Genomic DNA, 12,238 nt, shown 5'->3' with positions numbered 1-12,238 from the left:
TCCTTCTTGTTCAGAATGCTTTCTCTTTTCTAAGAGTACCGTTTTCTGCCAAGCCGGTCAATCCATGAAAAAGAATGAAAACGTATACCGGCGCACTTTATTTGCAGGAATCGGTTGCTGGACAGCTTTCGGCCGGGCCGGAACTCTATTTGCAGTCTGGACAGATTTGGGCAAAAAAATAATCTCCGCCGAAAGGGGAGATTAGAGGGGCTCGCTCGCTGGAAGCTGCTTCAGTCCTGATCGGCGCATCCTGGCTGCACCGCCGTCATTTTCATAATCATATCATACCGGTTCGGAGACTGAAGCAGCAGCAGGCATTGAGCTGGCGCCACGCCGCTGCATGTGAGCGTTTGCCCCGTATAATATTGAATATGCATCTGCGACGCCTCGTCGTCGTAACGCACATACGGGATTTGCTTGGAACCGATTGGAATCAGCATCATACCCATCCTCTCTCCTCTCAGACCACCGCGTTATTACATGTATATGTGCTCCATTCGGGTTATAGAAGAAGCTTCTCCGAAAGTGATGCGGCTGCGCCGCCGCGTGCTGCAACATCGGGGAGTATTGGGCCGTTATAGGTGATGAAGAGCAGCCGGAAGCGGCATGCAAGCGGCCGTTTTTCAACGGCAGGCAACATTTAACACGGCTGTTCGGACCGCACAAGCAGGATTTTTGACGGTTTTCGTCGAATAGCAGTATGCAGGGACAGAAGAATAGGAGACGGGGGCGAAAGTGAATGAGCTTTTGTTGCGGAGCCAGTATGTTGGGAACGAAAGGGACGCTGAAGCATATCCGAACGCAGATTCACAATGTGCCGCTGTTGTTCTGCCCGGTGTGCCATCGTGTGGAGGTCCACCATCTGGTGGAGAGTGAATATGAGATTTTGGCTGAATATGCGCACGGGGACGGCGCTCCTGAGGTTGATTTTGGCGAATATGTCGAGCATCGCGACCAGCGGGAGCTGTTTGAAAACTGCGTGAATCATGAAAATGAAGAGCCGCTGGACGTTGTGCGCAGTCAGGTGGATATGGCGCTGGACCTGCTGACGGTCGCCAAGGAGATTGGCGATACGGAGTGGGAGCAGCAGCTGAAGAAGCGGCTGCATGTGCTGAGCCAGCGCAGAGCAAAGCTTAAAAACAAGAAAAAGATCAGCGGCATGTCCTGAGGACTGCCGATTCCGAACGTCCCTTGGGCCGCATGCCTCTCCCCTCTGCCGGGTTCGCGCAGCGGGAAAGCTTCGGCATGCAGCAGTCGGCGGACGTGCCCGCTCCGGAGCTTCCGGAACGGGCCGCCGCCGACTTGGCCGGGGACGTTTTTTTTCTTGCCAGGCATCCGAAATGAATCGTGCGGAGGACCTGTGTTGTACCCCCGCAATCCTATAGAGCGTAGCGAAAAATTTAGTGTGAGGTGGAACGGTTGCTGCTAGTGTTATTCAAGAAATTTCTAGGAAAACGTCAGACGCACCACCCGGCTTCCGGAGAGGCAGCTGCCCCGGAAGAAATTGTGATCCGCATCCAGGCAGGCGATCTGCGCCTGCGCAATCAATTTATTATTGATTACCAGCCTTATGTAGCCAAAGTGACGAGCCGTTTCTGCAAGCGGTACGTGGACCCTGCGCGCGACGATGAGTTCAGCATCGCGCTGGGCGCTTTCAACGAAGCGATCAATCAGTTTTCACCGGAGGCGGGGCGGTCGTTTCTCGGCTTCGCCGAGCAGGTGATGCGCCGCCGGCTGATTGACTATGTCCGCAAGGAGCAGCGGTTCGCGGGGCAGCTTCCGTACAGCACATTTGACGTGGAGGATGAGGAGGATCATACGGTTAATCCGGTGGAGGCCCACCAGGCGATCGAGGCGTATGAGAAACAGAAGGGGGCCGAAGAACGACGCCATGAGATTATGGAGCTGAGCGGGGTGCTGGGGGAATTCGGCATCCGTTTCGAGCAGCTGGTAGACGCCTCGCCCAAGCATGACGATTCCAGGCAGGCGTTGTTTGCCATTGCGTTCAAGCTGTCGGGCAATCCGGCGTTGATGGATCTGATGCTGCACAAAAAGATGCTGCCGATCAAGGAGCTGCTCGATCAGGTAAGCGTATCCCGCAAGACGCTGGAGCGCAACCGGAAGTTCATCATTGCGGTGGCGCTGATTTACAGCGGGGCGTACCCGTACTTGCAGGATTATTTACATATCAAAGCGTACACAGAGAAAGAGCCGGACAGCGAAAAAGAGGAGGGGGGGACACGCAATGAATAAAGGTATTGTCATGCAAATAACGAACAGACATCTTATCGTGTTAAGACCCGACGGCAGGTTCGACCGTGTCTCCCGACGGAAGCGTACCTGCCAGATCGGCGAAGAGGTCGAATACGAGACGCCCGGCTTCAGCTGGCGCAGTCCATCCGTAGCGGGACGGTCAGCCGTAGCGGCCGCTGTCGTGTTCGCCGTTGTGTTGTTCGCCAGCTTCAGCGGCAAGCTAGGCAGCCCGGAGGTTGTCGCTTATATCACGATGGACATCAATCCAAGCGTTGAAATCGGCATCGACGTTCAGGAAAACGTGCTGGAGCTGCGCGGGCTGAATGAAGACGGCAGCTTATTGATCGGCGAGCTGGATTTCAAAGGGAAAAATTTGGAGCAGGTGACGGAGCGGCTGCTGGATAATGCGGAACGCGAGGCGCTGGCCAAGGGCGAAGGGGAAATTGTGATTGCCAGCACCGTCGTCCAGCCGGACAGCAAGGTCAATGACGAGACGATCGCCCGGAAAATGAAGGAGCAGGTCACCAAGCATATCGAGCAGACTCATCCGCAGCAGGTCAAGCAATACCAGGTGGCGGCCTTTGCAGCTCCTCAGGAGGTACGCGAGGCGGCCAGCCAGAACGGCGTGTCAACGGGCAAATATTCCGTGTACCTGAACGCCAAAAACAGCGGCGCCGACGTCACGCTCGATGACCTCAAAAAGAAATCCGTGCTTCAGCTGTCAAAGACGAAGCCGGAGGTGGCCGATTCGATCCAACCGGATCGGGTGCCCTCCAAGTCGGATTTGAAGCAGCTGGTGCAGGAGGAAAAGAGCGGGCAGCTGGACAAGAAGCTGAGCGAGCGGAAAAATGCGGGCAAGCAGGACAAAGACAACGATAAGGACAAGGATAAAGACCGGGACAAGGAAAAAGAGAACGGAAATAACGGTACGAAGCAGGATCAGAGCCGCACGAACCTGAACACCAAAAACGGCCAGGCGAGCAGCGCCAAGCCAAGCAGCACCTCTACCGCGAAGGACGATTCGAAGAAAGCAGGGACGACAACCGGTAAAAACAGCAGCCGCGACGATGACGAGGACGATGATCGAAGCAGCGGCAATAACCGCAACAATCAGACAGGCAAGGATACTACGCGGACGACGGCCGGCAGCGCCGCCAAGCCGGGTACCTCAGGCGCGCAGTCGGGATCGGCCAAGCAGGGCCAGTCGAGCGGCTCTCGTGACAACGATGACGACGATGACAAAAACGATGGAAAAAAGGACGACAAAAAGCTTTCGGAGGCTGACCGGAAAAAGGCGGAGGAGCAGCGGAAAAAGCAGGAGCAGCAGCGGGAAAAACAGGAAGCTGAGCGTCAGAAAAACGAAGAGCAGAAGCGCAAGCTAGAGGAAGAACAGCGGAAAAAGCAGGAGGAGGCTCGCGAAAAGCAGGAGGCTGAGCGTAAAAAGCAGGAAGAAGAACGGAAAAAGAAGCAGGAAGCGGAGCGGAAAAAGCAAGAGGAAGCACGGAAATCGAAAGACGACAAGGACGATGAGCGTTCCTGACGGCGTATTGCCGCGAGGGGTGAAGCTTTGAGCGGAAAAGCCGGACCTGCTGACAGGTTCGGCTTTTAAATATTGGCATTTATATGCTTGGATGCAGGGGTGACCCTGTAGATCATTTTTTGTATACGTTAATTATGGATACGACTCAAGAACGGTGACCACTATGGAACCATTTTGGACGATAGCCACGAATTGGTCTCGATGCTGCGGCCCGTCACTAAACCATCATTGATGTGGAAAACAAGGAGATGGACTTGTTAGAGAAAGTGTTGAGTCGATTGTTAAGGTCTGGCAAGCCTATTGATATATCTTCAGCCATTTATGAAAAATCTATAAACTACCAGAAAGAGCTTGGAATTTCTCCGCAGGACGCGATCATTTATGCATCTATCACCAATAGTTTGGAAAAACTACCTCCTGATACGGAGAAAATTATCGTTAGTCGAAACTGGAAAGATTTTGGTCAGGAAGAACTTGTAGAAGAACTAAAAACGTTTCGTTGTAAATTTTTCTCGAATTTTCGGCATGCGGTTGGTTACATAAAATCAAAGAGTTGAGCGGTAGTTTCTTAATTTTCCCTGTATAGTCTAACCAACGATATTTAATGGGTGAATTACAAATGCAACCTTTCGTCCAGCCACCGCGTTAAAGGGTTAACAAACCAGGGGTGGAGGAATTGGAGTGAAGGGATTCGCTGTTTTGCTTGCGGGGTTTGTGATGGTGGCATCGGCAGGGTCTTCCTCAATCGGGGCCGTCGGCGCGGGAGCTGCCGCGCGTCCTGCTCCGTCAGCGTCTGTACCGACGACTGTGCCGCCTTCAACGCCCGACACGGACCGGGTCCGTTATGTGCAGATTACGAAATCACAGCCCGAAGCGACCGAAGTGAACGGCTTCAAGCAGAAGATAGACGGAAAACGGGCGGAGCTGCAGGAGGTACTGTCGATTAAGGTGATGATGCTGGGAACGGCTGAGGATCATGTCTGGATGACGGTTCGGCATACGGACGACATCGAGCGGTCGTTTACCGAGGAAGAGCTGCAGAAGATTCGTGAGACGGTCTACGGGCTGGTCGGCCAGGAGCTGCCGCTCAAGCTGGATGGATACACATGCTGCAAGCAGCCAGCGCATGTGACGGGGACCATTAAGCATGTGGAAGGCAACCGAGTGCTGGTTGTAAATGAGGCGAAAAAAAATGGAAACACGAATGATCCCGTGGCTAATTACGTATCATTGGAGGCTGACGGTAAAATCAGGCTGGCTCACAGCAAGGCGTCGCTTTCCTTCGAGCAGCTCAAGGCAGGCCAGCAGGTCAACGTCTGGACGACGGGTCTGACGCTGAGCTCTTACCCCGGCCAGGTGTCTGCGTTAGTGATCGAGGTGGTTGCTGCTGACCAGTAATTTGCATGCCGGGGACGATCTTCGCGGCGTACAACCGGCTGTCCGTGCAGGACAAAGCGATCGAGGTATACCCGTTCCCAGGGCATGCGGTCGGTCAAGGCCAGGATCGCAAGGCGTATGCGTTTATGAAACGTCTGCTCTACCTGTTTTTCATCCAGGCTTGCCCCATCCGAATGCCCGCCCGGCGAGTCCGTTGCGGGTGTTTTTTGCATGCGCTTGAACTATAATGAATTAGAGAGCCGGCGTGTCCGGCGAGCTCAGGAGAGGAGCATGACATGATGCGTTACACCAGATTTGGCAAGCTTGAGTACCGCGTATCTTCGCTTGGCTTCGGCGCGATGAATCTTCCGGGGGTGCCGCTGGAGCAGGCGCGCGCCGCCTTGAACTATGCGCTGGATGAAGGCATTAATTACATAGATACGGCAGCAGGCTACCGGAACAGCGAGGAAATTATCGGGGAATGCATCTCGCACAGAAGATCGGACTATTTTCTCGCAACAAAGACGGCGAAACGTGACTATGCCTCGGCGAAGGAAGAGATCGAGCGCAGCCTGACCCGGATGAAGACGGATGTCATCGACCTGCTGCACATTCATTATGTGAACAAGGTACAGGATTTTCAGGCGGCGATGGCCGAGGACGGTGCTTACCGGGCCGCGCTGGAGATGAAGGAGAAGGGATATGTCCGGCATATCGGCATTTCCGGACACCGGCCTGATCTGCTGACCCGCTGGATCGGGAAGGACCAGTTTGATCAGGTGCTGTTTCATTTGAATTTGGCCCAGCCGTTTGCGCTGGATGAGCTGATTCCCGAGATGACGCGCCGCGATATGGGCAAGGTAGCGATGAAGCCGTTGTCAGGCGGATTTATTCAGCCGGTGGACAAGGCGATCCGTTACCCGTTCAGCCAGGACGTCCATGTCATTATTTCCGGTATGGTTAGCGTGGACGAGGTGAAGGAAAATATCGCGGCTATACGCGAGGAGGTTGGGGACGACGAACGGAAGGAGCTGGCGGAGCTGGCTGTACAACTAGGCGCTCATGATTGCAGACGCTGCAACTACTGCTCCTGTCCGGTGGAGATAGCGATTCCGGATGTGATGATTTCCAGCCAGGTGCGCTCGACGTTTGGTTTGCTGCCCAAGGGCGATGGATTTTATCAAAAAAATAAAGCGAAAATTTTGTCCTGTGCAGACCATGACCCCTGTAAGGAGAAGCCGGTATGCGAGCCGATGTGTCCATATCAGCTGCCTATGCGGCGGACGGTCATGGAAGCGGCGAGCTATTACACCGGCGCATAAGGGCAGATCAGAGACGTTAAGACGAAGGAGCGGATACGATGGACCCGTTGGAGCAGTATGTGACACAGAAGCTGCAATTGCGCGTCGAGCTGGAGAAGGAAGCGAAAGCGGAGCAGGCGCAGGTCGGCGGTGAAGCTGTCGGGTCGAGCGGCGAGCAGGCTGATCAGGCTGGCGCGGAGCTGAGTGGAAAGCTGGCTGGTCAGGCAGGCGTCGCTAACGTGGAACAAAGCGGAGCGTACGCTGATCAGGCGGGAGATGAAGGGTCAGGCGGAGAGCAGGCGCACGGCTGTGATGGGCAAGCTTCGACGAGCGATCAGCCGGCGGATGCGCTGATCGTGTTTGTAACGGCGGCGGAGCTGCAAGCGGCAGGCGATCCGTGGGTGGAGGCCGCAGGCGCGCCATTGCCTGCGGCGCTGGTGGAGGCGGTCCGCGCGTCAGCCGCGCGCGGACGGTTCACGGGCGGCCTCGGGGAGACCGAGGCCGTGCCTGCGCTGGGCCTGATGCCCGGCTATCAGGCCGTGCTCGTATGCGGGCTCGGCACAGCCGCCCGCACGAGCGCCGACGCCTGGCGGGACGCAGGCGTCTACGCGGCCCGCGCTGCGCTCAGCCTGCGGCTGGAGCGCCTGGCGGCGCCGCTGCCGCGCGCGGACGAGGCGCGCGCGCAAGGGCTGAGCGAGCGCGTGCAGGCGCTCGCGGAAGGGCTTTGGCTCGGCAGCTACCGGATGCCGAGCTATACGCGCGCGTCTGCGGCTGGCGGCGGGGGCACGCCGCAGACGCGGACGCTGCAGCGCGTCGCGCTGCTGGGCGCAGCCGCAGCGGAGCGCGCGGCGCTGGAAGCCGCGCTGGATGCGGCGCGGGCTACGGCGCTTGGCGTGTATACGGCGCGTGATCTGACCAACCTGCCCGGCAATTATCTCGGGCCGGATGACCTTGCGCGCGCCGCGCAAGGGTTGGCCGCCCGTTACGGGCTGGCCTGCACGGTGCTGGACGAGCAGGGCATCCGCGAGCACGGGATGGGCGGGCTGACGGCTGTCGGCCAGGGCAGCGTGCTGCCGCCGCGCATGATTGCGGTGCGTTACGACGGAGCTCCGGACCGGCCGGACGAGATCCTCGGGCTGGTGGGCAAAGGCATTACATTTGATACAGGCGGGATTTCCCTAAAAGAGCCGGGCGGCATGGAGGAAATGATCAGCGATATGGGCGGCGCGGCCGTCCTGCTCGGCTTGATTCATGTGCTCGGCTTGCAGAAGCCTGCGGTGAATGTGGTCATTGTCATCCCGGCTGCGGAAAATATGCCGTCAGGCGCGGCCTTCAAGCCGGGAGATATCGTCACGATGATGGACGGTCAGACCGTGGAAGTGTTGAATACCGACGCCGAGGGTCGAATTGTGCTGGCGGACGGCGTGTTATATGCCAAACACCTTGGGGCAACGCGGCTCATTGATGTCGCTACGCTGACGGGAGCTGTGCTGATCAGCTTTGCCGATGTGGCAACAGGCGCGGTTGGCGGGGACGAGGCTTTGCTGCAGGAGGTGCTGGCGAGCGCCCGTGCGGCGAATGAAAAGGTGTGGCCGCTGCCAAACTACCCGGAATATCGCGAGATGCTGAAAAGCGGGATTGCCGACATTAAAAACGCGGCCAGCCGCGACCGCTGGGCGGGCTGCATTACCGGCGGACTGTTTGTCGGGCATTTTGCCGGCGAGACGCCGTGGGTGCATCTGGATACGGGCGGCACAGCCTGGCTGTGGAGCGAGCGCGGAACGGAGCCGCTGGGCGGCACCGGCGCCTTGGTTCGCACGCTGGCCAAGCTGATGGACAGGCTGCAAGCCGGGAGCTGATGGACAGACTTGCAGGCCGGAGCCGAGGAAGCTGCCGGGCGATGGAACTGGCGACGTGCATGAAAGTCTGCCTCAAGTCGGATCGGGAACCCGGAAACAGCGGGCAGTGGGCGAAAGCTTCGTTCGTGTCGCGGCCGCTTTTGGAGCTGCAAGGTGAAAAAACGGCTTGATGCGGGGGGGAACAACAAACGGCAGCGGCAGCCCCTGAATCAAAAACAGACCCGGTCGGCGAAAGCCGAACCGAGTCTGCGGCTGCCGGCTGTGCAAGCCGGGGACGATCAGAGGGGCTGCATATTAGTCAGGCGTGGACCTGATTGCCGCCGCCTGTCATCGGAAGAAGACCGGCCATCCGGCGAACGGCTGCCTGCTCGACGTCCTCAAGTGGGATGATGAAGCGGGAAACCTGGCCGATTGCAATGGACAGACTGGACGCCCGCGCCGCCACCTGATCCAGTTCAATGCCGACCCAGCCGGATTTGCTCGGATGGGCGATCAAGTCGTAGCCAAGCACGGAAAGTCCGGCTGCCTGCTCCTGGCCGGCGCGGCCGGAGGCTTCCTCCGCATTTTCGCGCTTCAGCGTGTCGAGATGAAAGTAGAGCCTGCTGCCGGGCTTCCAGCGGACAAATCCCGGCTTAAAGCTGATGATAAGCCTGCCGTTTTCGCCGCTGTCGCGGGTGACCAGCCGGACCCGCCGCAGATGCCGCTTGCGGATATATTGGTGCTGCTCGGAATTGGGCAGCCATAAGACAATCAGAATCGGCAGGGCGCTGGCTACATACAGGCACACCGGCGACTCGAACACGATTGAGCATCCGAGAAACACGGCGAACAAGGTAATCCACAGGGCCAGCAACCAGATTTTCATTTTGGACATGTACGTGCAATCCTCCAGACATACTGTTGTGGTGCGTTGACAGGCGTGTCTGCCCGCATTCCTTACAAGCTGATCGCGGCCGGGCACGTCCGTCGTCAGCATCACATATGCTTAAATAGTATCACATCGGTTCTTGTCATGAAAGCAGTCGGCAGAAGTTGGGATCATCAAATTTTCATTAAGGAGCAAGCGGATGCAGACGAAGGTTGCAATCATCGGGCTGGGCGATATCGCCCGTAAAGTGTATGTACCGCTGCTGGCCGGCGACGAGCAGGTGGATATTGTCGGGCTGTACAGCCGCACGCCGGCCACCGTCGAGCAAATCGGCAAGCAGTACCGGATCAGCGGAACCTATGGATCGGTCAGCGAGCTGCTGCGCTCGGAGCGGCCTGAGCTTGTGTTAGTGCATAGTCCGACGCCTACGCACGAGGAGATTGTCATGGAATGCTTGCGGGCCGGCGTTCATGTGTACGTGGACAAGCCACTTTCTTACGATATCGAAGCGTCCGAGCGAATGGCTGCTTACGCGGCCGAACGGCAGCTGCTGCTGGCGGTTGGCTTCAACCGCCGGTTTGCGCCGCTTTATGTCGAGGCGAAGCAGCGAATGGCCGCTTTGGGCGGCTTCGAGCTAGCTTCGGTGGTCAAGCACCGTATGCGGCTGCAGTCTTATCCGGCCAAGCAAACATTGTACGACGATCTGATCCATATGCTCGATCTGCTGCTTTGGCTGGGCGGAGATGAAGCGGAGCCAGCCGCTTATACCGAGCTGACGGATCAGGCAGGCAAGCTGACGCTTGGCTCCGGTACGCTGCGTTTTTCCGGCAGCAGGACCGATGCTGGGCCGGGCGCAGGCGCTTGCCTGCCGGGGGCGGTCGGTCAATTTGCGATGGCCCGCCGTGCAGGAGCTGATCTGGAGAAGCTGGAGCTTCACGGCGGCGGCGGCTCGATCGAGGTCGTGAATTTGGAGCGGGCAGTCTGGATGGAACGTGGAGCCGCTCCGCAGGAGCTGGTTTTCGGCAGCTGGGACACGATTTTGGAGCGGCGCGGTTTTGCCGGGATCGTCCGGCATGTGCTTGACTCGCTGACGGACCCGCAGCGCTGTACGGTGCGAGCAGAGCTGACATTGCCTGTGCACCGGTTAATCGAAACCTTACATCCGGGAAGTTAGCGAACGGGAGTATCGCTTTGTAAACCAAGGGAATGAAAGCAAAAGGCGTGTTAACAGGTCAAGCCGATAGAGCGGTTTGGCCTGTTTGCCATGCGCCTAAGGAAGGCAAAAGGCAGGGTGGGACGGTCGTGTTCCGGGTGGCTGTCAGCACTTATGGCCTTGCTCAAAACGAGACTTGAGCCGGGAGAATCGCAGGCTGGAGCCGCTAGGGGCTTTACGAGCAGGCAAGCAAACCGATAGCTGCACCGACGATGTGTTAGCTATGTGTCAATTTCGGATTTCTAAAGGAAAGATGGATTGCAGATGTTAGGTTAAACCGTATTTAGCACATCCAAAATTTATTTGTGTAAGGATTATTGACATAACAAGAACTTGTGTCATAGAATATGTACATGAGTTGAGAGGATGGCGATTGCGAAACGATGCTGACGAGCTGAAGCAACAGTCAAGCAGGCTCCTCGAATCATTACTTCAGATCAAGTGGAGGGTGAAAGCTATGGAATTAGGAATGAATGCGATTTGGGTCATGCTTGCCGCAATTCTCGTTGTATTCATGCAAGCGGGGTTTGTCATGTTGGAGGCCGGGTCTACCAGAATGAAAAATGCCGGTCATATCGCCGGTAAAACGATTGTTGCACTCGGCATCGTCTCGTTGGTTTTTTGGGCGGTTGGCTACGCGCTGATTTTCGGATCGCAAGGCAATTCACTGATCGGCTGGGGAGACTACTTCGGTTTTGATGTGAAGACAGTGCCGGATGGCGCTACAGTGGCTCCGACGGTCATGTTTATTTTCCAGCTAGCCTTCGCTGCCATTTCCATGGCGGTTGCCTTCGGCGGATTTGCCGAAAGAGCGAAGCTGTCCGCTTATCTGGTGTTTGCCGTGTTGTTCTCGGTTATTGTGTATCCGGTCGTTGCGCACTGGATCTGGGGCGGCGGCTGGCTCGCGGAGCATGGCAAGCAAGACTTTGCCGGTTCGACGGTTGTTCACTTGACGGGCGCAATGGCGGCTCTCGCTGCAACCATTTTGCTGAAGCCGCGTCTTGGCAAATATAACAAAAACGGTACGCCGAATGATATGCCGGGCCATAACCAAGTATTCACGACGCTTGGCGTTATGCTGCTGTGGGTAGGCTGGTTCGGATTTAACGCAGGCAGTACAATTACAGTAGGCGACGGCAGCTTCTTCGGTTTCGTAGCGATTAACACCCAGCTCGGCGCAGCTGCGGGTGCGGTTGCAGCTTTCCTGGTGGCTTGGGCGGTAAATGGCAAGGCTGATATCGGCGTTATGCTGAACGGTGCGTTGGCTGGCCTCGTTGCCATTACGGCATCTTGCGCTTTTGTTGAATCCTGGTCGGCGATTGTAATCGGTTTGGTAGCGGGTATTGTGGTATTCGCCAGCATGCGGATGTTTGAAAAGCTGCGGATCGACGATCCGATCTACGCTTTGTCCGCTCACGGTACAGCTGGTGTATGGGGGACGTTGTCCACAGGTATTTTCGCAACGCCTGAGCTGGTTGAAAAGGTTGGCGTGGGTAAAGCAGGCTTGCTGTATGGCGGCGGCTTCGAGCAATTGGGAGTTCAAGCTATGGGGGTTATCGCATGCGGAGCCTTCGCTTTCATTGCTTCCTTCATTATTCTGGCGATTATGAAGGCCGTCATGGGTCTGCGTGTAACGGAAGAAGAAGAAACGATCGGCCTCGACTTGAGCGAGCACGGCAGCTACGGTTACCCGGAGCACCTGAAGGTTGCGCAAGTTGAAAAACGCGGCACGGTTAACGCTTAGTTGATGGATTAAATGATCGCTTCTATACAAAAATAAGGCATAGGGCAGGACCTCTCGATTCCCTTCCAGGGAACCGGGGGGTC

At 56.9% G+C, this 12,238-nt stretch carries 13 protein-coding genes; 11 read left to right on the top strand and 2 right to left on the bottom strand.

Annotated elements, in window-relative coordinates:
- Nucleotides 1-230: 230 nt before the first annotated feature.
- A complete protein-coding gene (locus tag AC6ROY_RS06885) occupies nt 231-443 on the bottom strand; it encodes a KTSC domain-containing protein (protein WP_500099423.1) in 213 nt (70 codons plus the stop codon).
- A gap of 296 nt (nt 444-739) precedes the next feature.
- Between AC6ROY_RS06885 and AC6ROY_RS06880 the strand changes: the two genes are divergently transcribed.
- The 9 genes from AC6ROY_RS06880 (at nt 740) to AC6ROY_RS06840 (ending at nt 8,500) form a co-directional block, all read left to right on the top strand.
- Nucleotides 740-1,168, top strand: coding sequence for a hypothetical protein (locus AC6ROY_RS06880; protein ID WP_500099422.1), 429 nt, complete (start codon nt 740-742; stop codon nt 1,166-1,168).
- 251 nt (nt 1,169-1,419) lie between these two features.
- Nucleotides 1,420-2,253, top strand: a complete 834-nt coding sequence (sigI, locus tag AC6ROY_RS06875) for an RNA polymerase sigma factor SigI (protein WP_500099420.1) — start codon at nt 1,420-1,422, stop codon at nt 2,251-2,253.
- Complete coding sequence (locus tag AC6ROY_RS06870) at nt 2,246-3,793, top strand: anti-sigma factor domain-containing protein (RefSeq protein WP_500099419.1); 1,548 nt, start codon at nt 2,246-2,248, stop codon at nt 3,791-3,793. The genes sigI and AC6ROY_RS06870 overlap by 8 nt, the downstream gene beginning before the upstream one ends.
- 254 nt (nt 3,794-4,047) lie before the next feature.
- Nucleotides 4,048-4,350 carry a PIN domain-containing protein gene (locus tag AC6ROY_RS06865; RefSeq protein WP_500099418.1) on the top strand — a complete coding sequence of 101 codons (303 nt, stop codon included), beginning with the start codon at nt 4,048-4,050 and terminating at the stop codon, nt 4,348-4,350.
- 124 nt (nt 4,351-4,474) lie between these two features.
- Nucleotides 4,475-5,191: a DUF3221 domain-containing protein gene (locus AC6ROY_RS06860; RefSeq protein WP_500099417.1), complete on the top strand. Its 717-nt coding sequence runs from the start codon at nt 4,475-4,477 to the stop codon at nt 5,189-5,191.
- Between the two features lie 5 nt (nt 5,192-5,196).
- Entirely contained in the window at nt 5,197-5,418 is a 222-nt protein-coding gene (locus AC6ROY_RS06855) for a hypothetical protein (protein ID WP_500099416.1), read from the top strand.
- A 48-nt stretch (nt 5,419-5,466) separates the two neighbouring features.
- Complete coding sequence (locus AC6ROY_RS06850) at nt 5,467-6,492, top strand: aldo/keto reductase (protein ID WP_500099415.1); 1,026 nt, start codon at nt 5,467-5,469, stop codon at nt 6,490-6,492.
- 38 nt (nt 6,493-6,530) lie between these two features.
- Nucleotides 6,531-8,330, top strand: coding sequence for a leucyl aminopeptidase (locus AC6ROY_RS06845; protein ID WP_500099414.1), 1,800 nt, complete (start codon nt 6,531-6,533; stop codon nt 8,328-8,330).
- A 41-nt stretch (nt 8,331-8,371) separates the two neighbouring features.
- A complete protein-coding gene (locus AC6ROY_RS06840) occupies nt 8,372-8,500 on the top strand; it encodes a hypothetical protein (protein WP_500099413.1) in 129 nt (42 codons plus the stop codon).
- A 128-nt stretch (nt 8,501-8,628) separates the two neighbouring features.
- Here the strand turns inward: AC6ROY_RS06840 and AC6ROY_RS06835 are convergent, their stop codons facing one another.
- Entirely contained in the window at nt 8,629-9,204 is a 576-nt protein-coding gene (locus AC6ROY_RS06835) for a hypothetical protein (RefSeq protein WP_500099412.1), read from the bottom strand.
- 193 nt (nt 9,205-9,397) lie between these two features.
- On the opposite strand from AC6ROY_RS06835, the gene AC6ROY_RS06830 reads away from it, so the two are divergent.
- On the top strand, nt 9,398-10,372 hold the full coding sequence (locus tag AC6ROY_RS06830) for a Gfo/Idh/MocA family protein (protein WP_500099411.1): 975 nt from the start codon (nt 9,398-9,400) through the stop codon (nt 10,370-10,372).
- Nucleotides 10,373-10,868: 496 nt separating this feature from the next.
- Nucleotides 10,869-12,155, top strand: a complete 1,287-nt coding sequence (locus AC6ROY_RS06825; protein ID WP_500099410.1) for an ammonium transporter — start codon at nt 10,869-10,871, stop codon at nt 12,153-12,155.
- Nucleotides 12,156-12,238 lie beyond the last annotated feature (83 nt).

The sequence above is a fragment of the Paenibacillus sp. sg306046 genome, assembly GCF_059821225.1.
The sequence above is the reverse complement of the archived record's forward strand: the minus strand, read 5'-3'. Positions and strand labels throughout refer to the sequence as shown.

Bases quoted from the DNA above. Each gene is read 5' to 3' on its own strand.
- AC6ROY_RS06885 (WP_500099423.1), bottom strand. From the start codon at position 443: ATGATGCTGATTCCAATCGGTTCCAAGCAAATCCCGTATGTGCGTTAC.
- AC6ROY_RS06880 (WP_500099422.1), top strand. From the start codon at position 740: ATGAGCTTTTGTTGCGGAGCCAGTATGTTGGGAACGAAAGGGACGCTG.
- AC6ROY_RS06870 (WP_500099419.1), top strand. From the start codon at position 2,246: ATGAATAAAGGTATTGTCATGCAAATAACGAACAGACATCTTATCGTG.
- AC6ROY_RS06855 (WP_500099416.1), top strand. From the start codon at position 5,197: ATGCCGGGGACGATCTTCGCGGCGTACAACCGGCTGTCCGTGCAGGAC.
- AC6ROY_RS06850 (WP_500099415.1), top strand. From the start codon at position 5,467: ATGATGCGTTACACCAGATTTGGCAAGCTTGAGTACCGCGTATCTTCG.
- AC6ROY_RS06845 (WP_500099414.1), top strand. From the start codon at position 6,531: ATGGACCCGTTGGAGCAGTATGTGACACAGAAGCTGCAATTGCGCGTC.
- AC6ROY_RS06840 (WP_500099413.1), top strand. From the start codon at position 8,372: ATGGAACTGGCGACGTGCATGAAAGTCTGCCTCAAGTCGGATCGGGAA.
- AC6ROY_RS06835 (WP_500099412.1), bottom strand. From the start codon at position 9,204: ATGTCCAAAATGAAAATCTGGTTGCTGGCCCTGTGGATTACCTTGTTC.
- AC6ROY_RS06830 (WP_500099411.1), top strand. From the start codon at position 9,398: ATGCAGACGAAGGTTGCAATCATCGGGCTGGGCGATATCGCCCGTAAA.
- AC6ROY_RS06825 (WP_500099410.1), top strand. From the start codon at position 10,869: ATGGAATTAGGAATGAATGCGATTTGGGTCATGCTTGCCGCAATTCTC.